Genomic DNA, 20,531 nt, shown 5'->3' on the forward strand with positions numbered 1-20,531 from the left:
CCCAGCTAATATTCTTACGTTTTTCATATGTTTTATAACTAGATCTCATACATATCTCATTCGTGTTATACTGGAGAAGTACCAAGAAAGAAGTGAATCGTTATGGCAAATTTTTACCCTTTAAATGTATATATCGCAAATTATCGAATCTTCTCTACTTTAGAAAAAGCAAATTTCAATAAACAATTAACAGACACTGTGGTCAAATCAATTTCTGTATTAAACTTAAAAGAGATCAAATCTATGAAAATGAACCTCTTTATCTATGATATTGACATCAATCACTTTGATAAAATGAGTGATGCAATAGTGGATGCAAAGCGTCAGTCAGAGCTATCATCTGGTTACTAGTTCGTCCGTAAAAATTAGCCTGTTTAATCAGTCGGAGGAATCCGGCTTTTTTTATTTGCCTTTTTTATGATAAAATCATTGAATAGCGAATTTAAACGTTCGTTATACCATATACAAGCGGAGTTGTCTGACGGAAAACAGGCAACTCTATTCTTCAATATTCTGTAGACAGCTAGTGGTCAGCTGTCTTTTTTATTTATCCGAATACTGATTCACCATATTGATTGCTTTTTCAATGAACGCAATTAATAAGCCTTTGCAAATAAAACGAGTGTATCCTTTTGAATCAGAAATTTTTATTGATGGTCCAAATAGCACTACAACAAAAACTAACATTGCTAGTTCATTCATTTTGCTTCCTCCTGTTCCAATCCCCATTCTGCGAACGCTACTAGGACTTCAAATTCTTCTCTATCACTTAAATGATTGTAGTGACTAACAATTTCTGCAGGCATTTTTGCAACTAATTTTCTTACTAAATTCATCGGATAGACAGGCTTTTTACGTTTACAAGTATTCTCTTTCAACCACTTCAACACGATTCTCTGGTTATTGTTGATCTTTATTTCTTCTAGCGCCTGAATATTTGCTAGCGCATAATTAAAACCTTCTAAAAAGCTATGATTTACTGTTTTATATAGATTGCTATTCTCATTACACTCTTTTTCAAGTCTATATGATTCTTCTTCAAGCCATTTTAATGTCTTACTCATCCTTCTACCTCTTCCACCGGCACGGCAAATGGCCAGTATCTTTCATCAATTGCTTTGATTTCTTGTTCAGTGAGTTGTGAATCTTTTGTTTTACCGATTTCTCGCTTATCAAAAACACTAACTCTTATTTCGCCATTCAACGTTTTTTTTAATCCATAAACATTATCACTTGATGAGTGTCTAAGATCAGAGAACTTCACATAATACAACGGCTCTTTCTCGACCTCGTATCCGTTGTACAAGCTCAATTGTGTTTCATATGATTGTCTCGTTACCCAAGCGAGTAATTCTTCTCCTTGTTCTTGCGTCACTATGCCATCTCGTACAAACCAATCACAGAAATAATATGAATCACCATCTTTTGATTTGATTAAATACGCTATTTTTTCAGCTTTTGTTAAATTGTCTGTACTTTTTTCGATCCAACCTGCCACAAACTTCGGCACAACTGGCTTCTGTGGTTCGTCTAGTTGTCTAGTTAAAGCTAAAGCCACTTTGTAAGCACCAAATCGCCCTTGATCGTATTCATCCATTTCATCTTCATATCTTTTTACATACTTAGTCAGTTCAGCAATCAATTCTTGTTTATTCATCGCTGTTCCTCCAAGTCCTCTGATTTAATAAATACACCATCTACCATCTTTCCAGTTCGTCCTTTAATCTCGTTATACGCTAGTTCTAAACATTCTTGTACATTTGTTCCTTTTTGCATCGAAAGAATAATCAGCGTAACAATGACATCTCCTACGCTGTCTTTAAACAGCTCGTCATTACTTCTTGCCATCGCAGAAGCGATTTCCCCGAATTCTTCCGCAACTTTCAAAAATTGTGCTTTTGGATCAGCTTGATCTAATCCTTTGTCTTTTGCCCACTGTTCTACTTTTGCGATTAGTTCGTCCATTGTTTTTCCTCCTGAATTTCACATGCTTCTTCAAACTCATTGGTGATGCGCTCAAGCGCATTTTTATACTCAATAATACTTTTTATCACGTGACCTTCTCTCATCACATAGTCGCGTTGTATGGCTCTTAAACACGTGGTTAATGTTTGGTAGTACCCAATAAACGAAGTAGATTCTATTTTTTCACCTTTGTCACTTTCGGTATATTGGATATCCCCTTTTTCATCAAGAATGACTCGCGATAATACAATATTTTTACAATCACTCGTTTCAGTGATTCGATAGTTTTCGATTTTCATTGCTAACATTTTCTTTCTCCTAAAAAATCATTTGCCAAAGTAGTACGCCTAATTTGACTACTCCTGCTAATACAAGCATTGCCACTGCCAAAATAAGCCCACATCCTAAAAATAATGATGTGATATCTAGTAAACCTTTTAAACCATTCATTTCGATGCCCTCATTTCTGTGAAAGGAACAATCATTCTTCCACCACGTTCTATCACTAGGTAATCATCTTTTGGGTGAGTACTATCAATCGTTACCATCGCTGAATTGTCATAAACATGTTTTACATATCCCGAAAATGGATAAAGCCATGGTGTTTCTCTATTTGAATCGCAACAGAAGCATTCGACTTCTTGATCAACTTCTGGAATAAAATTCTTTTTTCTGTTCATCTTCAAACCTCCAATAACTAATTTCTAAATGCTCTGCGTACTGTATACGCTTCGTTAATGATTTTCTTCAACGTATCCGATGGATAGATTCGATGTTTTGCCTTTTTAGTATCTTCCTCATGCATCCAAGCGAGTTGTTCGATCGTATCATTATCAAGAGAAAATCTCGGTCTTTTCTTAGGTGTCCCACCTGTTTGTTTTGGCTGTCCCACCTACACGACCACTCCTTTTTGTTGGGCTTCCAAATGTTTCTGTAACCCTCGGTAACACTCATCGAATGTTAAAAGGGAATACTTCCTCTTTTGTGTATGAAGCCCATCTTCTCGCTTCTCAAGGACACGTTCTAGCTTTGTAGGATCTACGTATAGCGCATAGTAAACACGTAACTTGCTCCAGCTCGAGCGATCATTTTTTATTTGGTCTTCGGTTAAATCTTTTAGCTGGCTATAAACTGCTTGCAAACATCGACGTTCATCACCTTGTTTACATTCCCCCAGTTTTTTTAACAGCTTGAGATAGTTATATTCTTTCAAAGTATCACCTCACGTTTAGAAAGGGACATCGTCATATTGATGTGCTTCTCTTTCTTTTCTGAGCCTTTCTTGTTCTTCATAGTCTGCTAACCATTTGGGGGTAGGTTCTTTTCGTGTTACATTCCGAATAGGTTTAGAATTAGAGAAATTCTTTTGTTTATTCTTCGCTTCCCAATCTTCTTTCGCTTTGACTGCATCCTGTAGCGTAGAAACATTCTTTGACTTCCACGTATCAAGAATTCTACCCACATATTTGTTTAATCCCCGCATCTCCGCGCCATACTCATAAGCGGATTGAAAAGCAAATAAAATCATTTCTGATCCCCATTTACGTATCCATGGACCTAATGCACCTTGCAGAACACCAGTAGGCGGTTTCCCCCAAGATTTTTGAATGAACTCGTACACGCCCATATCTTCTTCATAATCTATTATTTTATTTACTTTACTTTCCTTTTCTTTTGTTTCCTTTCCTTTACTTTCCTTGCTATTTTTTTCTGTAGCAATCGCATTAGCATTTTCATTTTTGCTATTTTCATCTGATGACATTGCTATAGCATTGCTATTTTTTTGCCATCTTTTGCTTGCACCCTTTTTCCCTGCTTCTGATCGCTTTCTTGATTTGGCATCTTTAATCTCCATGCGCTTGTTGAATCCTTCGGAGTAAAAACACTCACCATTTTCGGTGAAGGCAAATAACCTGAAATCTTCGACAATAGCCTTTATTTTTGAGGTATCTACACGAAGATCAAAGGCTAACGTATTGTAATCTTTGATACTCATGTAGTTCTTCTCTTCACGAAGACGTTCTAAAATCATAAAATAAATGCCATAACCTTCAGCACCGTATTTCATTCTCACAGGAATCAATTTGTCTGAATTTCTTGCATTGCTATCATGAGGAAAGTAACTATCATTCATGCTATTCCCTCCTTAGATAAGCGAGAGAAAAATCTCTCGCTATAGTGGTGGATTCAGTGAATCAAATAATGTCGTTTGTTGATTAAAAGGGAAGGTCATCATCCGAAATATCTATCGTAGAACTACCTGCAAATGTATCATTTGAATGTTGTTGCACAAATGTGTTTTTGTTTGCTTCGTTACCGTTAGGACGTTCTACACCGTTAGGCTTACTTCCTTCTTCATCAAGTTTGTTATAAGCTTTCACAGATAAATTCCATCGATCGTTATAATCACTGTGTTTCCAATCAACAGTAATATTTAATGTTTTACCTTTTGCAGCAGTGACTAATTGTTGAATGCTATCAATTGCTGTTCCGTCTGGTACTCCAATTGCTGTTAAAATTGTATTAAATCGTTTAGTAGAAAATTCAATATCGTTGTTATCCCATACGACGTTGTCGTAAAGAATTTTTCCACCTTTGTATTTCCCATCAATTACTTCATAGTTGAATACAGCCATGTCATTATTTGTTTCTTTCGTTCTTTTACATTCAGAGTCAGGAAGAATTTTCACATTATAGCTTCCTGCTTCCTTTACTGATTTACCTAAAACATTTTGTGAATCTACTACAAATAGCGCCATATTAAATTCCTTCTTCCTGATAATTAGTTATTAGTTCCTTCGCTTCGATAAGCTTGCGATCATCGATTCTATTTTTTGCATGATTCCCGTTTTCCGGATTTAAATCAATCAAACGTTTATCGTCATCAATGTAAATACGACCGACTAAATCAAACATCGATGTAAAAGCATTAAAAGTCTTTTCGTTCATATCTGGACTAAAGCGCCCTTTACCATCTAATCCGCTGGCACCATTATCAACTTGGTGTGCAGTGGCATAGATCGTTTTATTGCTCTCTCTTAATTTAGTACCCAATTGTCTGAACCATAGTTGCAATTTTTGATAATTTTGACGTCCATCTCTTGAAGCTCCATCAATATTTTCCAGTACTAAATTTTGTAACGCAGTCATGTTGTCTAAGATAATCACTTCATATTCTGATTTCATCAATGCGCCTAGTACCCACTTATCTATTAGCGATTGGATATTCGGTGCATCTCCACTTTCTAACTGAACAACAGAGATATCTTTTTCCCCGATTAACACGTTCGTTGATAAATCAAAACTAAAAAGCATTTTGTTGCCTTCAAACTGTTTTGCTAGTGAAGTTTTCCCTGTACCGCCATCACCGTAAATAAAATACATATTCGCTTGTTTTGGTACTGTTCCATTTGGATAGAATTTCATACCTGCTTCACCTTCACTTTTACTTCCGGCTCTTTGATATCAACCGTTAAATTAGGAATAAAACAACCGTTGTCATCAACGACTCGACAATCATCTGTTAATTGAAACACACCGTCAGCAATCAACTTTTTAATGTCTAGTTGCTTTGGTTTGTATTCGGTTGATTCTTTAACCAATTTAGGATGTGCATTTCGAAGATACTGAATAAATTGTTCCTTCTCTTCTTTTACTTTTGATGGTTGTAATTTAAATTGCGATGGCTTACGCAAATCGACAGGCTTCATCGTCAAAACAAAACTTTTGGTTTCGACTAATTCCGCATTGCCCATCAACTGTATTTGGATAGCTACTGCTTCATCAATTTCTTTTTGTAAATCTGCACATACACGGTTCTTTCTTTCTGTTAGCTGTGCAATTTCAAGATCATATTTATCAAGCCAATGTTTCTTCGCTTGTTCCAAGCTTTCGATTTTTTTTGTTATCCACTCCAAATCATGTCCTTCAAAATGATTCATCTTCATCCTCCTCATCGATTGGTGCTTCATAAGGTGGTTTAGCCCAATCAGGATCAGTTATATAGTTGTCTAACGACTGTGCAAAATCATTCATGCTTAGCACCTGATTTCTTTGTGAAATCTTCTAATAAACTTAACAAAGTAATCATCCCTGCAAATAAACAACCTGCAAACAAATTAGCGTTTGAGATTACTACAAGCATAAAGACAAATAATGCAATCCAAAGCGTATTGATTTTAATCATTCAAATTCCCCCTTGAGAATTCCTTTCTTATTTTGTTAATACGTTCCTCATATAGATACAAAAAGACTTCTTTAAATGTTCGATAAACTTCTTGTACTTGTGATAAATGCTCTTGTGTTAAATCCTTGTTCTTGGTAACACCGAAAACATTCAATGCTATTTTTTTCAATGATTCGTGGATTGTAGATTCAGTTAAAAATTTCCCTTCAACCACATAGATTGCTCTCAGTGGTTCAAACATTGTTTTATCAAAATCATCTTCAGTAAAATACTGTTTATTGATTGCGATTATTTCCTCGTTTTGGATAGCAACTGGTCGAAACACATCAAACGTGCGAGTACCGATTAAATTGCGTTGTTCTTCTTTCAACTTAGCTCTTAAATCAGCTACATCTTCATATTCGATAATTAGCTGGTGTTTCTTTGCCATTTCTGCCATTTGATTCTTCCTCCTAGATAAGTCATGTGCTATACTCTAGGTAAACAACTCTTCCACAGTTGTTCCTAATAGCTTTGCGATTTTAATTGCCGGAGCGACATTTGGTAGATGTTCTCCAGCTTCAACTCTCTGATACTGACGAGTTGATATACCGGCTTGTTTTGCAACTTCCACTTGCGACAAGCCTTTTTTAGTACGAAGTTTTAGCATTTTTTTATTCTTCACATCAACCCCTGCTTTCTTATTTAAGACGACGTTTTCGTCGGCTTATATTTATATAATAAGCGACGTTTTCGTCGTTGTCAATTATTTTTTTGGAGGAATATATGATGACGACATTTAGTGAGAATTTGAAAAAGCTTCGTTCAGAAGCTGACATATCTCAACTTGTATTAGCAAAAGAAATAGGCATAACTACTAGGCAAATCCAACGATATGAAAGTGGAGAAAACGAACCTAAATTATCACAAGCTGTTTTACTCGCCGACTACTTCGGTGTGTCGCTCGATTATTTGGTCGGTAGGTCAGATAGAAAGGAAAATTTGTAATGATCAGACAGAATATTCTTATAGATAACAAAGAAATATTATTTGATTTCCCCAATAAATGTTGTTTTTGCAATAAAGCAAACGAAGTACCTTTAAATATAATTTCTAGTCAATTAGTTCCTACTAATAATGGTAAACTAGGTAGTAAAAATGCTTTCATCGTTACGAAATGTCCCTATTGTGAAAATTTATCTTTTCACTACTATTATTTTGATGAACATCAAAATATTTTCAAAGATTCAAATAACTACTATGCTAGACGGAAAAAATATCCTCCCACCCCTCGTAGCAATTTTGAATTCCCTTGGCAAATAGAAAAAATTTCTCCTCGCTTTATTGAAATATTTTGTCAATCAGATATTGCTGAACGACGAAGCCTAGACGAATTAGCAGGAATGGGATACAGAAAAAGTCTAGAAATTCTTTTGAAAGATTACCTAGCTCTTAAAAAGCCAGATTTAAAAGAATCAATACCAAAAATGAAGGTTCAAAAAGCAATCGGGTTCATTGAAATTCCTCAACTGAAAAGTCTTTTTTTAGCTGGTTTTAAAATTGGTAATGATGAAACACACTATTACAAAAAATATGAAGACTGGGATATAGATAATCTAAAAGATTTTATCAACTCTGCTCAGACTTACATTTTTTCTGACTATAATTATCTCCTATCTCAAAAGTTACTCCGCTAGCTTTTTCAGCTCTTTCTAACGTATTCAAGAGACTTTTGCAAGCTAGTATCGTTGTTTCTGCATTTTGCTGAATTAATTCAATTTGTGTTTTCAATGCACCAAATGCTAACGTTGATAGTTCTACTTTAGGTTCCATTATTGATTCACTTCCTTAATTTGCCGGCCGCTCTGACGAGAAATGATCGCTTCGGCGGTCTTTTTTTTATTCAAATTGAGCCTCCATTAACTCGTAATCAACTTTTTGTTGTGCTTGTTCAAATAACTTATTTAAGTTATCTTCTGTTGCAAAAAGTAAAATCTTTTCAACATTTGGAAATACTGTTTTTATAAATTCAATTTTCTCTTTTGCCATCACAATCTAACCTCTCTGTTTTTCATTTCTAAAAATCGCAAATCTTCAAGCTCGATTTCAATCAGTTTCGCTTGTCGATCAGTCAGTTCCTTAGATTTTTTTAGCGCTTCTCGCTCCTCTCGTAGTGCTTTTCTGCGCCATCTGATCAATCCAAGTATTTGATTTTCTTGTTGCAAGGTATATGCCATGTCATCCCTCCTTCGACTCTTACCGTCACCACCTCCAAGGAGAGGTAAGTGTGGAATTTTCGATACTAACAAACAGCTCTAACTCTAAAACGATTTTTAGAGCGCCATGTTCTGAACTGCTCATACAATTCAATATCAATCGTCACTTCTTTAGCAGTGACTGCGTTATATCCTTCACTAAAACGTGAGTTTTTAAATTCTTTCATTCTTCTTTGATAAGTGCTTTCAGAATACTTATACTTCTCTTTAAACTCCGCTTTGCTCAAACGCTGTACCATCTTGACACCTCCCACTTTATTGTCTTGTTATCCACCTCTTGATAAAATTAGTTTGAAAGCGAGGTGAAATATTTTGAAAAAATACTTAATATCTTTTTATTGGGAAACTGATGCAAATAGCTCATTAGCAGTTTCTCTACGATCTAAATTAGAAAAATTGTCACCAGATAAATGGATTCATATTTTCCCAAATCTTTTAGTTATCCAATCAGAATTATCTATTAACAATTTATATTCTGAACTTTTGCCCGAAGCCGAAGACACTAAAATTATCATTGTAGAATTCAATAAGAGTATGGTAAATGAAGCGAGAAGCAATAATTTGCTTGATGAATATGGTTATTAATTCGAACAACGCTTAACGTATTCTTCATACGCTTTAATGTACTCTTCCTTTGAGACTGGTGGATATTTGAAGCTAAAACCTTTAAATATACTTCTAGTCTCTTTTGATTCTTGTTGGTTCTGATTCATCTTTACACCTCCTGTTCTGATGGCTGATCATTAAAATCTACTTCTAACTTGATATCCAAAAGTTCTTCGATTTGTTTTAAACGTTCCTTAGGTTTTCTTTTTTCAATAAAGATATCTCGTAAATAAGTAATTGATATACCCATTCGTCGAGCTAATTCTCTTTGACTCCAACCTTTCTTTACTAAAGCAATTAATACTTGCTGTTTTAAAGTCATTAAATATCACTTCCTTTTAAAACGAAAATTTTACATTGTTTTTTTACTTTAAGATTGACACAAAATGTAATATATTGCATAATGTAAGCATAGGAAATACAGCACACAAAATGTGAGCTTTGCTTATGTCTGGGGAGACTATTAAGTAATTGCTTATTCGCTTTTTATGCGCCGTAAATATCTTGCTTACAAATAAAGTATAATGCAATATTTTGCACAAGTCAACTTGAAAATGCAAAATTTTACTTTTTTTGTAGTCTAGGGGGAATAAATAATGCTTTTAGATAGAGTTGACAATCTTATTAAAGAAAAAAAAATGACCAGAGCAGAATTAGAAAGAAAACTAGATTTTAGCGCTGGGAGTTTGAGAAATTGGAATAAAAGTACTCCATCTGGAGATAAAATACAAAAAGTAGCAGATTACTTTGATGTAACAACAGATTATCTTTTAGGTCGTACAGACACGCCACAATTTACAGCCAATAATGAACGCGATGTCCAAAAAACACTTACTGAACTAAAAGAAGGATTAAGTAACCGAAATACTATTGGATATTTCAAAAATGATGGCGAGGAAATTGACGAGGAAGATGCAGAGTTATTAGCAGAAGCTTTGGATTTTGTTGTTCGTCAATCCAAGCTTATTGCAAAAAAGAAATTCACTAGAAAAGATTATCGAAAAAACAATCATGATGATTTAATCAAGTGAGGTGTCTCTTCCGATGTCGAAACGTTTAATTCGAGAAACTGCCCATTCTCTGATAGAAAAATATGAAACCAATGATCCATTTGAATTGGCTGATCATCTAGGAGTATATGTTTTTAAAAAAGATTTGGGAAAAAATATTTTGGGGTTTCGTTCACTTTTGAACCGAGCTTCCATTATTATTCTAAATAGTAGAAACACGGAAGAAGATGAGTACCCTGTATTTATACATGAACTAGGACATCATTGTTGCGGTCATAAAAATAATGCAGATAAACTCACTAAAGATAATATGCGCTTTATTGCCCAAGGTGATGAATTTGAAGCAAATTTTTTTATGGTTTCATTTCTCACCTATGGCGCTAATTTAGCGGAACATCCTACAAAAGAAAATTTTTTAAATAATCATGGTATTCCTAAGTGGGCTGAACGGTATGTAGACTGGAAATATTTAGAAGAAACAGCCGATTTCAATAGTTATAACAGTTATTATTAATAAGGAGTTTTAGTTTTATGATTTTTTTTACTAATTTGCAATCTCACAAAAAACAATTAGAAAAATTTTATATCAAGAAAAAATATGAAACAATTCCTGTTTTACCTAGCGAAGAAGAGTGTAAAAGAATACTAGCTGAATACGAAACTTTTCCTTCAGTTATAGTTCCGAAAGAAAATATGAAACAATTAAATAACAGGTTATTACCTGGGCATATCATAATGTTGTGGTGGATACACAATCCACGCACAAATAAAGAAAACATCCCACTATATTTTCTATATGAATACGGAATTGATTTCCATAAACAATTCGATTTCTTGATTTCAAAAAATTATATTATTGGAAAATGTATTATTTCTGAATTAGGTAGAAAAACAATTGAAAAATATGAATACATTATAAAAAATCATAAAGCCCTCAAAACAATTGATAAAAATGGAAATGTCAAATATTCTTACCAAGATAAAAAAAGAACTCAAGTTAAGGGGAAAATCATACCATTTAAATCTACTGGCGATTTTGTGGAAGATCAACATGTAGGATACTCGTATGAACAAAATAAAGATTATCCGAATGCTATTAAAGCCTATGAATCTGCACTAAAATTAGCTTTAAAAGATAAAATGTTCTCAAACTGCCCTCCCCCTAACATTTTCACTAGATTAGCTATTATTTATAGAAAACAAAAAGACTATTCTTCTGAAATAAAAGTACTTAATCAAGCCTTAATGTATCATCCTTCATCTGAAGATTTTCAAAAAAGACTCGAAAAAGCTAGGCTTTTGAATACAAAAAAAGACTAGCCTTCGGGCTTTTCTTTTACAATCAACAAGAACATACATTCGAAAGGGATAGAAATAATGTGGGTAGAAAAAATAAATGACAAAAAATTTAAGTACACCGAACGTTATACGGATCCTTTAACTGAAAAGAAAAAGAAAGTATCCGTAACTTTATCTAGCGGCTCACGTCAAGCTTGGAATCAAGCAACCTTACTCTTAAATGAAAAAATCGCAGAAAAAATAAAACGGAATGAAGAATTACCACTAACTTTTGGAGAATTAAAAACTAAATGGGATGAAAAATATAAGCCAACTGTTAAAGAGAGTTCCTATCGAACAGCTCAGGTTTATCTATCATTAATTTCAAAATATATAAAAGATGATGTACTTGTAAAAAATGTTAATAGCAATCTAATACAAGATATGCTAGATTATTACTATTTTGAAAAAAATCTATCATACAATTATGTAATTCATTTAAAAACTTTTACAGGAATGATTTTTAAATTTGCTAGTCGTCGTTATGGATTAAAATATAATCCTGTAAGTGGAGTTTCTTTAGCAAGAAAACCTAAGACAAACGAAGAAATAAAAAGAGAAAAAGATGGTTATTTGTCAACAGAAGAAATTCAGATGATTGCTAATAAACAAAAAAGTTCATATCAACAATCACGTTATTCTTTAATAACTAAGTTTTTGTTTTTAACTGGACTGCGTTATGGTGAGTTGATATCTTTAACCGAATCTGATTATGATGGTAATAAAATCACAGTTTCTGGAACTTATGATTACGAGCTAAAAATTAAAACAACTACTAAAAATACAGGCTCTTATCGAACTATCGAATTATCAAGTAATTCTAAAAAAATCATAGACCAATTAATTGAAGAAAACAAATTAATTAAAAATAATAAAAACAAATACATTTTCATTTCTAAAAATGGTACTCCGATATCTATTCAAGCGTACAATCAATCTTTAAGAACTGTATCAAAAAAACTAAACATAGATAAAAAAGTTTCTTCTCATATGTTAAGACATTCCCATATTTCGCTACTTACAGAGTTAGGAATTCCATTGAAAGCAATTATGGATCGTGTAGGACATGAAGATTCAAAAACAACATTAAAAATTTATACTCATACAACTAAAAATATGCAAGACCAACTAGTAGAAAAACTTGGAAAAATAGAAATTTAATTTGCCCCTTTTTTGCCCCTCGGAAACACAAAAAGTATATAAAACACCAAAAGAACCCCTGTTTAAAGGGGTTCTTTTGAATTATCATTCAAATACAAATTGATTATGATAAAGTTCTGCATAGAAGCCATCTTCCGCTAGTAACTCATGATGGTTTCCTTCTTCAATTACTACCCCATCACGTAAAACAACAATGCGATCGGCATTCAAAATTGTTTTGAGACGATGTGCGATCACAAAACTTGTACGACCTTTGATTGCTTCATCCATCGCCTTTTGGATTCTTGCTTCTGTGACCGTATCCACGTTACTTGTTGCTTCATCCAAAATCAACAAACTTGGTTCCGTAATAATCGTCCGTGCAATGCTAATCAATTGTTTTTGTCCCGTACTAAACAAATTATTTTCTTCTGAAACTTCCGTTTCGTAGCCTTTTTCTAGTGACATGATAAAGTCATGAATGTTGGCTTGTTTCGCCGCATTGACGACTTCTTCATCTGTTGCTTCTGGTTTACCAAACGTAATATTCTCGCGAATCGTTCCAGAAAATAATACAGATTCCTGCAACACAATCCCTACATGTTTACGTAACATATCTAAATCAAATTCACGAATGTCTGTCCCATCGATCATAACCGCACCGTTATTGACGTCGTAAAAACGATTCAATAAATTCATGATCGTTGTCTTACCAGAACCAGTTGGACCAACTAGAGCGACCATTTCGCCTTTGTTCACCTTAATCGAAACATCTTTCAAAACCAAATTATCTGGTTTATAGCCAAAATCAACATGTTTCAAGGCTAATTCTCGTTCCACACCGTCAAATGCTTTCCCATCAACTGGCTTAACTTCTTCTGGTTCATCAAACATTTCATTTAGTCTTCTCGCACCTGTAATTGCTAATTGGATCATGCTGTAACCAGAAGAAATTTGCATCAATGGTTGATAATATTGTTGTGAATATTGAACAAAAGTTACTACTAATCCTAATGCGACAGAACGTTCTAAATCACCATTCAAGGCTAACCATCCACCAAAGAAAATCACGATTGCCGTGTTGACCAACGACATTCCTTGCATCATTGGAAATAGTAAACCTGAATACACTTGACCTTTATAGGTTGCTTTACGCACTGTTTGGTTATGTTCCAGAAAACCATCAATCGTTTCTTCTTGTAAACCATTGGTAATGATCACACGTTGTCCACTGATTTTTTCATCCATATAACCATTCAACTTACCAACTTCATCTTGCTGTAAATCGACATATTTTCGTGCTTTTTGAATAATAAATACAGCAATCAAAATGGCAACTGGCGTGGAAGCAATCGTTGCCCAGGCCAATTCCACATTTTGACGAAACATCATAATTAAAATGCCAACCATCAACACCGCATTCGTAATAACTTGAAGCAATGCTTGGTTCAAACTATTTTGGATATTATCCAAATCACTTGTAAAGCGGCTTAAGATTTCACCATCTTGATGCGAATCAAAGAAGCGAATCGTCAATTTTTCAAGTTTATTAAATAATCCAATACGCATTCTGTTTGTTGATTTTCCAACTACTTGCGTAAACAAAATACTATAAATAAAGTTTGCAGCACTAGCTAAAACATAGAAAATCAACAATTTCCAAATAATATCAAGGAATTTACTCTTGTCATCAACGCCTTGCATTAATCCTGTCACATAATTTGCTAGTTCCTGAAAAGCTTCCCCAACAAATTGTGGAGCCTTCACTTGTAAGTAAGTAGCAATAATTACTGTCACAAAGATAAAGAAAAAGGAGAATTTATAACGTTTCAAATAATGATAGAAAAATTTACTTGCTTTAATTAAATCAGTCATTGATTACTCCTCCATTCCTTTTTGTGTTTCAAAAATTTCTTGATACACTTGATTAGTTGCAACTAATTCTTCATGTGTACCTTCTCCCACTAAGCGGCCTTCATCTAATACTAGAATACGATTCGCTTTGACTACAGACGCAATTTTTTGTGCAATAACGATTGTCGTCGTTTCTTTCAATTCATGATTCAATGCTTCACGAACTAATTTTTCTGAACGAGCATCCAAGGCGCTAGTGCTATCATCCAAAATCAAAATTTTAGGATTACCAATTACGCCACGTGCAATAGATAAACGTTGCTTTTGTCCCCCAGAAAAATTACTACTTCTTTCCTCAACTGGTGCTTCATAGCTTTCTACCAATTTACTGATAAATTCTTGTGCTTGCGCAATTTTAGATGCACGTTCCATATCTTTTTCTGTTGCATCTTCTTTTCCTTGGCGCAAATTTTGTGCAATTGTTCCCGAAAAGAGAATGGCTTTTTGTAAAACAAAGGAAACTGTTTTACGTAAACTTTTCTCATTCACCGTTTTCAAGTCAACGCCACCCACTTCAACTGTTCCTTCTGTTGGATCAAATAGTCTTGGAATCAGTTGTGCTAACGTTGACTTACCTGCACCCGTTGCACCCACAATCCCAACCATTTCTCCGGGTTCAATCATAAAGCTGATATCTTTTAAGGTATCTTCATCATCACCAGGATAACGGAAAGAAACATGGTCAAACGTTACAGAGCCTGTTAATTCTTGTTCAGGTACATCCAGATAAGTTAAATCTGGTTCTGTATCCAAGATTTCTTTGATTCGTTTAAGTGAAACAGCAGCCCTTGAAGTCATCATCATCATCATACCGCCAATAATAATTGCCATCATGATTTGCATCAAATAGTTCATAAAAGAAGCGATCCCACCAATTAAAGTAGGGTCATCTTTCGCCAAATCACTCACAAAGAAAATCGCACCAACCACTGCTAAATTAGCTGCTAACATGAAGGAAGGAATCATGACTGAAAACAAAGTTCCAACAATAATGTTGTGTTCAGTTAATTCATCGCTCACTTTGGTAAATGTTTTTAGCTGGTTCTTTTCCTGTACAAAAGATTTGACTACACGAATGCCCATGAGATTTTCTTTCGCAATACTGTTCACTTTATCAATCAATTGTTGGATGATCATAAAGTGTTTCCCCATTCTTGTAAAAGAAAGTCCAGTAATGATAACAACTGCAACAATCAATGCAACAATGATCCACCACAATTGAGGCATTGTCATCATCGCCAAAATAAATGCACCAATAAATAAAAATGGAATTCTAAAAAGTGATTGTAAAGAAATCATCACTAAATTTTGAATTTGCGTGATATCATTTGTCAAACGAACAACTAAGTTTCCTGCAGAAAACTGTTCAATATTCCCAAACGAGAACGTTTGGATTTTTCGAAACGCCTCTTCTCGAATATCCGCACTTACACCTTGCGCTACTCTGGCAGAGAAAATCGTATTCGTCACACCTGCAAGCAGTCCTAATACAGCTAAACCAATCAGATAGACACCAATTGTTTTCATTTCATCGTTATCTTCTGTAATAATAGCTTCAAGTACTTGTTGTAATAGTTTTGGTTGCCATAACGTAGCTGCGACCATAATTCCTACGGAAACCAATGAAATAAAGACAGCCATCTTATACTTCTTCGCATGTCTTAAAATTAGATTCATGTGTTATCTACACCCCTTTAGTTAAATTGACAGTCTCTCTTTAACACTGTAAAATAAGACCGCATAACAATTTACCATGTTTAAAAAAATAATGCAATACAAGAGGTCGATTAAATGGAACCTAAGCTTTCACAAAAAATTATTATCCAAAATGCCTTTGAAATTTTAGCAGAAAAAAAAGAACTATCCGCTCTTTCTATGCGTATTCTAGCAAAAAAAATGGACGTTCAAGCACCTGCACTTTATTGGTATTTTAAAAATAAACAACAACTCTTACAAAAAATGGCTGAAACAATTGAAGATATGCTAGTCGTTCCCAATACCAACATGCCATGGAAGCAACAGCTTTTACAATTTATGGAAAACTATTATGACTTGTACTCTCAATTTCCTTGTGCTGCTGAAATCGAAATTCATACTGTTCCAGCATTTCCTAGTCGACTAGAGCATTTAGAAACAATGATTCAATTGCTCATCAATCAAAATTTTTCATTACAACAAAGCCAACAAGCAATCACAGCTTTGCATAATTTGTTAATTGGTCAATTAATGGACTACCAACAAGAACAAAAACTACGGCATGAAGTAATGAATGGTAATGAGCTATTAAAAGAATCTATTTTATATATGCGTACTTATGTCCAAGAACATCAGTTAACTGGTTTGATTGAAGATATTCATGCCCATCGTACGGCCAATAATAAACAAGAATTTCTCAATAATGTAACCATTTATCTAACTGGTCTTGAATATAGCAAGACTTTATAAAAAAAGTAAGCCAGTAATGTGATACCATACATTACTGGCTTACTTTTTTATTCTCCTTCAAATAGCCAACCGAAAGCACGTTGTATCCATTCGTCCCAAAAAATCCAATTATGCTCACCTGGCCCATGTTCAAATGTAACGGCTAAACCATTTTCTTTGATTGCCTCAGCCATCTCCTGATTAGCAGTAAATAAAAAATCAGATTCCCCACAAGCCAAAAAGATTCGTGGTGCTTGTTGACCACTAGCAATTAGATTATCCAGTAAAAATCTTGGATCATTTATCGAACCTTCAATTTGGTCTAGTGGTCCAAAGATTCCTTCCCAGAAAGACTGCTTTCGAATTTTTAATAAATCATCCATTCGATTGCCAACGGAAACAGCTCCAGACAATGAAATCACTGCTGCAAAATTTTCGGGTTTAGCTAAGCCCAATTTTAATGCACCATAGCCGCCCATCGATAACCCAGCAGCATATGTTTTCTCTCTTCTTGTTGTCAATTGTGGAAATAATTCGTGGCAAATAGCCGGTAGTTCTTCTGAAATAAACGTCCAATATTTCATATCATATGTCGTATCCGTGTACCAACCTAAATCTGTTGATGGCATAATCACAGCTAAACCATAATCTGCAGCATAACGTTCAATAGATGATCGACGCTCCCAGACACTATGGTTGCCACCCATTCCATGTAATAAATACATCACTGAAACATCCGTGATTTCTTGCTGTGTGCTTGTGCCAATTACTTTATTCGTTTTTTGTGGAAGAATAACATTTAAATTAACTTCCATTTCTAATATATTAGAATAAATATTTGCTTGGATAAATGCCAATTTTTTCGCCTACCTTCTTTAACTTTCTATTATTTTACCACTTTTAATGCGTACAAAAAATGTTAAAGCTAGTGCAAGAACGACTAGAAGCAAACCAGCAAAGTAAACACTGTGTAGTCCATCATATAAAATTTCTCTTAATGGAACTAATAATGTAGCATCAATTTGTTTAGCAGTTTGTGGATTCACTAATTTATTCATGATATCAGCATCATCAGTTAGTTGTTTAGCTGCTAATTCTCTTTGAGTAACTGCATTCATCAGCAACCCAAATACTGCCACCATCACTGTTTGACCAATCGTTCGCACTAGTGTATTAAACGAAGTTGCCACGCCTAATTGTTCATGTGGAACACTATTTTGTGCACTAACAGTTGAGGTAGTCATTGTGATACCCAATCCGACACCAATAATCGTTGAAATTGCAAAGAACCATAAAAAATTACTTGCAAAAGGCATCAAGTATAACCACATTCCACCAATAGTTGTAATCAATAGCCCAATTCGTAACACCCAATGAGTCGACATTTGTGACATCCATCGACTCGCTAAAAATGATCCTACCATCCAAACAAGTGAAAGTGGTGCTAAAACCAATCCACCTACTGCAGCATTCAGTCCAAGAACGCCTTGCATCCACATTGGAATATACACATCAATTCCCATCAAAAAACCACTCGCTAAAGCTGCTGCTAAATTGACAATCACAAACAATGGATTCTTAAATAAATCCAACATAATAACAGGATCTTTTGCGCGTTTTTCTGCCCAGATAAAAAGGAAAAATAGCAAAATACTAACTATCAATAAACTAATAACAAAAGTCGTAAATCCTTGGTCACCTAATAATTGAAATCCAAGTAATAATGTTACTAATGTTGCCATCAAGCTCAAACTTCCCAAAATGTCCATTGGTTTTGCTTCACGTTCAATCGCTGGCTCATTTAAATAAATCCAAATCAATATCATCAGTCCAATACCAATTGGCACATTAATGAAGAAAATCCAGTGCCAGCTAATCGTATCAACAATAAAACCACCAGCCAGAGGACCAAACACACTAGCAATTCCCCATGCAGAACTATTTAATCCTAATACTTTTGCACGTTTTTCTATTGAATATAAATCACCTATAATGGTCAAAGCCACAGGCATCATTGCTCCAGCCCCCATCCCTTGTAGTGCACGGGCTGCAATCAATCCAATCATTGTTTGAGATAACCCACAGAACAAAGAACCAATAATAAAAAGGAATGTACCAAAAATAAAAATTGGTTTTCGGCCAATTTTATCAGCTAATTTTCCATAAATTGGTGTCAACATCGCATTTGTCAATAAGTAAATTGAAAATACCCAGTTCATTATTTCCATTCCATGTAGTGAACCAACAATTGTTGGCATTGCTGTTGTTACAATTGTTCCTTCAATCGCCGTCATAAATGTAGCAATAAATACACCTATTGTTACTAACGTTACATTTGTTTCTTTTTTCATTTTTTCCTCCCCATATTCAATTGTCAAAAATAAAATATATTAAAACAAGAATGATTTCAGATAATTAGTGAATAAGACTATAAAAAAAAGCAGAACGACTATCTTAAAGATAATCGTTCCAGCATTTTTATTACTTACTTAAAGTTGCTTTCAATGCTTCTACTTTATCCGTACGTTCCCACGGTAAATCAACATCTGTACGCCCAAAGTGCCCATAGGCAGCTGTTTGTCTGTAAATTGGACGACGTAGGTCAAGCATCTCGATAATACCAGCGGGACGAAGGTCAAAGTTTTCCCGTACTGATGCAATTAAATCATCTTCCGATACTGTTCCTGTGCCGAAAGTATTGATTGAAATCGATACAGGCTGTGCAACACCAATCGCATAAGCTAATTGAACTTCAACTTTTCTTGCAAAACCAGCAGCAACAATATTTTTTGCAATATAACGTGCAGCATAGCTTGCAGAACGGTCAACTTTTGTTGCATCTTTCCCAGAAAATGCTCCGCCACCATGGCGAGCATAACCACCGTAAGTATCAACGATGATTTTTCTTCCTGTTAAACCAGCATCCCCTTGAGGACCCCCGATAACAAAGCGACCAGTAGGATTGATATAGTATTTAGTCTTATCATCTAATAATTCAGCCGGAATAACTTCCTTAATAACTTTTTCAATTACATCTTTATGAATTGTTTCATTATCTACTGCATCATCATGTTGTGTCGAAATCACGATTGTGTCAACTCGTTCAGGCTGTCCATCTTCTCCATACTCTACGGTAACTTGTGATTTAGCGTCTGGACGTAAATAAGTTAATTCGTTCGATTTACGTAATTCTGCAAGGCGGCGAACTAGACGATGGCTTAAAGCAATTGGTAAAGGCATCAATTCTGGTGTTTCATCAACCGCAAACCCAAACATAAGACCTTGGTCACCTGCACCAATCTCATCTAATAAGTCTTTTTGGTCTTCTTCACGAATTTCTAACGCTTCATTTACACCTTGAGCAATATCTGGTGACTGTTCATCAATCGCTGCTAAGACGGCCACGGTATCTCCATCAAAGCCAAATTTTGCACGAGTATAACCAATTTCTTTAATTGTTTCTCGTACAACTTTTTGAATATCTACATAAGCAGTGGTCGAAATTTCTCCAAATACCAAAACTAACCCGGTTGTTACGGATGTTTCGCAAGCAACACGTGCCATTGGATCTTGTGCTAAAATTGCATCTAAAATTGCATCACTGATTTGATCAGCAACTTTATCCGGATGCCCTTCAGAAACGGATTCTGAGGTAAATAAATGTCTTTCTGTCATGGTGATTCCCCCTAGTTA

Annotated in this window: 35 protein-coding genes and 1 riboswitch (1 of these 36 only partly in view); of the genes, 9 read left to right on the top strand and 26 right to left on the bottom strand. The window is 34.7% G+C overall.

The window, feature by feature from the left end:
* The first annotated feature begins 102 nt into the window (after window positions 1-102).
* The gene (locus tag AC4BC3_RS11630; protein ID WP_490466581.1) at window positions 103-351 is read left to right on the top strand and encodes a hypothetical protein; all 249 of its coding nucleotides are present in this window, start codon (window positions 103-105) and stop codon (window positions 349-351) included.
* Between the two features lie 192 nt (window positions 352-543).
* Here the strand turns inward: AC4BC3_RS11630 and AC4BC3_RS11635 are convergent, their stop codons facing one another.
* The 16 genes from AC4BC3_RS11635 to AC4BC3_RS11710 all read right to left on the bottom strand — a co-directional run bounded on the left by AC4BC3_RS11635 (window position 544) and on the right by AC4BC3_RS11710 (window position 6,800).
* The gene (locus AC4BC3_RS11635; protein ID WP_490466582.1) at window positions 544-702 is read right to left on the bottom strand and encodes a hypothetical protein; all 159 of its coding nucleotides are present in this window, start codon (window positions 700-702) and stop codon (window positions 544-546) included.
* Window positions 699-1,064 (bottom strand): hypothetical protein, encoded by a 366-nt coding sequence (locus AC4BC3_RS11640; RefSeq protein ID WP_490466583.1) that lies wholly within the window; start codon window positions 1,062-1,064, stop codon window positions 699-701. The genes AC4BC3_RS11635 and AC4BC3_RS11640 overlap by 4 nt, the downstream gene beginning before the upstream one ends.
* Window positions 1,061-1,597 (bottom strand): DUF1642 domain-containing protein, encoded by a 537-nt coding sequence (locus tag AC4BC3_RS11645; protein ID WP_490467318.1) that lies wholly within the window; start codon window positions 1,595-1,597, stop codon window positions 1,061-1,063. Before AC4BC3_RS11645 ends, AC4BC3_RS11640 begins: the two co-directional genes overlap by 4 nt.
* A gap of 56 nt (window positions 1,598-1,653) precedes the next feature.
* Window positions 1,654-1,965 (bottom strand): MazG-like family protein, encoded by a 312-nt coding sequence (locus AC4BC3_RS11650; protein WP_490466584.1) that lies wholly within the window; start codon window positions 1,963-1,965, stop codon window positions 1,654-1,656.
* Window positions 1,953-2,273 (bottom strand): hypothetical protein, encoded by a 321-nt coding sequence (locus tag AC4BC3_RS11655; RefSeq protein ID WP_490466585.1) that lies wholly within the window; start codon window positions 2,271-2,273, stop codon window positions 1,953-1,955. The genes AC4BC3_RS11650 and AC4BC3_RS11655 overlap by 13 nt, the downstream gene beginning before the upstream one ends.
* 10 nt (window positions 2,274-2,283) lie before the next feature.
* On the bottom strand, window positions 2,284-2,415 hold the full coding sequence (locus tag AC4BC3_RS11660) for a hypothetical protein (protein ID WP_490466586.1): 132 nt from the start codon (window positions 2,413-2,415) through the stop codon (window positions 2,284-2,286).
* Window positions 2,412-2,645: a hypothetical protein gene (locus AC4BC3_RS11665; RefSeq protein ID WP_490466587.1), complete on the bottom strand. Its 234-nt coding sequence runs from the start codon at window positions 2,643-2,645 to the stop codon at window positions 2,412-2,414. Before AC4BC3_RS11665 ends, AC4BC3_RS11660 begins: the two co-directional genes overlap by 4 nt.
* Window positions 2,646-2,662: 17 nt before the next feature.
* Entirely contained in the window at window positions 2,663-2,857 is a 195-nt protein-coding gene (locus AC4BC3_RS11670) for a hypothetical protein (protein ID WP_490466588.1), read from the bottom strand.
* Window positions 2,858-3,178: a hypothetical protein gene (locus AC4BC3_RS11675; RefSeq protein ID WP_490466589.1), complete on the bottom strand. Its 321-nt coding sequence runs from the start codon at window positions 3,176-3,178 to the stop codon at window positions 2,858-2,860.
* 15 nt (window positions 3,179-3,193) lie between these two features.
* The gene (locus AC4BC3_RS11680) at window positions 3,194-4,099 is read right to left on the bottom strand and encodes a Lin1244/Lin1753 domain-containing protein (protein WP_490466590.1); all 906 of its coding nucleotides are present in this window, start codon (window positions 4,097-4,099) and stop codon (window positions 3,194-3,196) included.
* An 82-nt stretch (window positions 4,100-4,181) separates the two neighbouring features.
* Complete coding sequence (locus AC4BC3_RS11685; RefSeq protein WP_490466591.1) at window positions 4,182-4,724, bottom strand: DUF669 domain-containing protein; 543 nt, start codon at window positions 4,722-4,724, stop codon at window positions 4,182-4,184.
* A 1-nt stretch (window position 4,725) separates the two neighbouring features.
* Window positions 4,726-5,391: an AAA family ATPase gene (locus AC4BC3_RS11690; protein WP_490466592.1), complete on the bottom strand. Its 666-nt coding sequence runs from the start codon at window positions 5,389-5,391 to the stop codon at window positions 4,726-4,728.
* The gene (locus AC4BC3_RS11695) at window positions 5,388-5,906 is read right to left on the bottom strand and encodes a hypothetical protein (RefSeq protein ID WP_490466593.1); all 519 of its coding nucleotides are present in this window, start codon (window positions 5,904-5,906) and stop codon (window positions 5,388-5,390) included. Before AC4BC3_RS11695 ends, AC4BC3_RS11690 begins: the two co-directional genes overlap by 4 nt.
* An 86-nt stretch (window positions 5,907-5,992) precedes the next feature.
* On the bottom strand, window positions 5,993-6,151 hold the full coding sequence (locus AC4BC3_RS11700; protein ID WP_205220102.1) for a hypothetical protein: 159 nt from the start codon (window positions 6,149-6,151) through the stop codon (window positions 5,993-5,995).
* Entirely contained in the window at window positions 6,144-6,590 is a 447-nt protein-coding gene (locus AC4BC3_RS11705) for a hypothetical protein (RefSeq protein WP_490466594.1), read from the bottom strand. The genes AC4BC3_RS11700 and AC4BC3_RS11705 overlap by 8 nt, the downstream gene beginning before the upstream one ends.
* A 36-nt stretch (window positions 6,591-6,626) precedes the next feature.
* Window positions 6,627-6,800, bottom strand: a complete 174-nt coding sequence (locus AC4BC3_RS11710; RefSeq protein ID WP_033586948.1) for a helix-turn-helix transcriptional regulator — start codon at window positions 6,798-6,800, stop codon at window positions 6,627-6,629.
* Between the two features lie 116 nt (window positions 6,801-6,916).
* Between AC4BC3_RS11710 and AC4BC3_RS11715 the strand changes: the two genes are divergently transcribed.
* Window positions 6,917-7,138 (top strand): helix-turn-helix transcriptional regulator, encoded by a 222-nt coding sequence (locus AC4BC3_RS11715; protein ID WP_490466595.1) that lies wholly within the window; start codon window positions 6,917-6,919, stop codon window positions 7,136-7,138.
* Window positions 7,138-7,827 carry a hypothetical protein gene (locus AC4BC3_RS11720; RefSeq protein WP_490466596.1) on the top strand — a complete coding sequence of 230 codons (690 nt, stop codon included), beginning with the start codon at window positions 7,138-7,140 and terminating at the stop codon, window positions 7,825-7,827. The genes AC4BC3_RS11715 and AC4BC3_RS11720 overlap by 1 nt, the downstream gene beginning before the upstream one ends.
* Before the next feature lie 202 nt (window positions 7,828-8,029).
* Here AC4BC3_RS11720 and AC4BC3_RS11725 read toward each other — a convergent pair whose 3' ends face one another.
* The 3 genes from AC4BC3_RS11725 to AC4BC3_RS11735 form a co-directional block, all read right to left on the bottom strand.
* Window positions 8,030-8,179, bottom strand: coding sequence for a hypothetical protein (locus AC4BC3_RS11725; RefSeq protein WP_490466597.1), 150 nt, complete (start codon window positions 8,177-8,179; stop codon window positions 8,030-8,032).
* Window positions 8,179-8,367 carry a hypothetical protein gene (locus AC4BC3_RS11730; RefSeq protein WP_490466598.1) on the bottom strand — a complete coding sequence of 63 codons (189 nt, stop codon included), beginning with the start codon at window positions 8,365-8,367 and terminating at the stop codon, window positions 8,179-8,181. The genes AC4BC3_RS11725 and AC4BC3_RS11730 overlap by 1 nt, the downstream gene beginning before the upstream one ends.
* Window positions 8,368-8,432: 65 nt before the next feature.
* Entirely contained in the window at window positions 8,433-8,645 is a 213-nt protein-coding gene (locus AC4BC3_RS11735; protein WP_096709848.1) for a hypothetical protein, read from the bottom strand.
* Window positions 8,646-8,718: 73 nt separating this feature from the next.
* On the opposite strand from AC4BC3_RS11735, the gene AC4BC3_RS11740 reads away from it, so the two are divergent.
* Window positions 8,719-8,991 carry a hypothetical protein gene (locus tag AC4BC3_RS11740; RefSeq protein WP_490466599.1) on the top strand — a complete coding sequence of 91 codons (273 nt, stop codon included), beginning with the start codon at window positions 8,719-8,721 and terminating at the stop codon, window positions 8,989-8,991.
* Here the strand turns inward: AC4BC3_RS11740 and AC4BC3_RS11745 are convergent.
* Both AC4BC3_RS11745 and AC4BC3_RS11750 read right to left on the bottom strand, forming a co-directional pair.
* Complete coding sequence (locus AC4BC3_RS11745; protein WP_490466600.1) at window positions 8,988-9,119, bottom strand: hypothetical protein; 132 nt, start codon at window positions 9,117-9,119, stop codon at window positions 8,988-8,990. The genes AC4BC3_RS11740 and AC4BC3_RS11745 overlap by 4 nt on opposite strands.
* Before the next feature lie 2 nt (window positions 9,120-9,121).
* Window positions 9,122-9,334 carry a helix-turn-helix domain-containing protein gene (locus tag AC4BC3_RS11750; RefSeq protein ID WP_490466601.1) on the bottom strand — a complete coding sequence of 71 codons (213 nt, stop codon included), beginning with the start codon at window positions 9,332-9,334 and terminating at the stop codon, window positions 9,122-9,124.
* A gap of 274 nt (window positions 9,335-9,608) precedes the next feature.
* Between AC4BC3_RS11750 and AC4BC3_RS11755 the strand changes: the two genes are divergently transcribed.
* From AC4BC3_RS11755 to AC4BC3_RS11770, 4 genes are read left to right on the top strand one after another with little or no spacing between them, the layout of a single operon-like run.
* A complete protein-coding gene (locus AC4BC3_RS11755) occupies window positions 9,609-10,043 on the top strand; it encodes a helix-turn-helix domain-containing protein (RefSeq protein WP_490466602.1) in 435 nt (144 codons plus the stop codon).
* A gap of 13 nt (window positions 10,044-10,056) precedes the next feature.
* On the top strand, window positions 10,057-10,536 hold the full coding sequence (locus AC4BC3_RS11760) for an ImmA/IrrE family metallo-endopeptidase (RefSeq protein ID WP_490466603.1): 480 nt from the start codon (window positions 10,057-10,059) through the stop codon (window positions 10,534-10,536).
* 17 nt (window positions 10,537-10,553) lie between these two features.
* Window positions 10,554-11,342, top strand: coding sequence for a tetratricopeptide repeat protein (locus tag AC4BC3_RS11765; RefSeq protein WP_490466604.1), 789 nt, complete (start codon window positions 10,554-10,556; stop codon window positions 11,340-11,342).
* 57 nt (window positions 11,343-11,399) lie between these two features.
* Window positions 11,400-12,521 carry a tyrosine-type recombinase/integrase gene (locus AC4BC3_RS11770; protein WP_490466605.1) on the top strand — a complete coding sequence of 374 codons (1,122 nt, stop codon included), beginning with the start codon at window positions 11,400-11,402 and terminating at the stop codon, window positions 12,519-12,521.
* 84 nt (window positions 12,522-12,605) lie between these two features.
* Here the strand turns inward: AC4BC3_RS11770 and AC4BC3_RS11775 are convergent, their stop codons facing one another.
* On the bottom strand, window positions 12,606-14,375 hold the full coding sequence (locus AC4BC3_RS11775) for an ABC transporter ATP-binding protein (protein WP_206910350.1): 1,770 nt from the start codon (window positions 14,373-14,375) through the stop codon (window positions 12,606-12,608).
* A gap of 3 nt (window positions 14,376-14,378) precedes the next feature.
* On the bottom strand, window positions 14,379-16,091 hold the full coding sequence (locus tag AC4BC3_RS11780; protein ID WP_206910349.1) for an ABC transporter ATP-binding protein: 1,713 nt from the start codon (window positions 16,089-16,091) through the stop codon (window positions 14,379-14,381).
* Between the two features lie 114 nt (window positions 16,092-16,205).
* Between AC4BC3_RS11780 and AC4BC3_RS11785 the strand changes: the two genes are divergently transcribed.
* On the top strand, window positions 16,206-16,859 hold the full coding sequence (locus AC4BC3_RS11785; RefSeq protein ID WP_490466606.1) for a TetR family transcriptional regulator: 654 nt from the start codon (window positions 16,206-16,208) through the stop codon (window positions 16,857-16,859).
* Window positions 16,860-16,906: 47 nt separating this feature from the next.
* On the opposite strand, the gene AC4BC3_RS11790 is transcribed toward AC4BC3_RS11785, so the two are convergent.
* The 3 genes from AC4BC3_RS11790 to metK form a co-directional block, all read right to left on the bottom strand.
* Window positions 16,907-17,695 (bottom strand): alpha/beta hydrolase, encoded by a 789-nt coding sequence (locus tag AC4BC3_RS11790; RefSeq protein ID WP_490466607.1) that lies wholly within the window; start codon window positions 17,693-17,695, stop codon window positions 16,907-16,909.
* An 18-nt stretch (window positions 17,696-17,713) separates the two neighbouring features.
* A complete protein-coding gene (locus tag AC4BC3_RS11795; RefSeq protein ID WP_206911169.1) occupies window positions 17,714-19,189 on the bottom strand; it encodes an MDR family MFS transporter in 1,476 nt (491 codons plus the stop codon).
* A gap of 130 nt (window positions 19,190-19,319) precedes the next feature.
* The gene (gene metK, locus AC4BC3_RS11800) at window positions 19,320-20,513 is read right to left on the bottom strand and encodes a methionine adenosyltransferase (RefSeq protein ID WP_490466608.1); all 1,194 of its coding nucleotides are present in this window, start codon (window positions 20,511-20,513) and stop codon (window positions 19,320-19,322) included.
* A riboswitch (SMK box riboswitch) is annotated at window positions 20,511-20,531 on the bottom strand (it continues 57 nt past the right edge of the window). Its footprint overlaps the gene before it by 3 nt.

The organism is Enterococcus sp. AAFC-DPL-6103 (genome assembly GCF_058216595.1).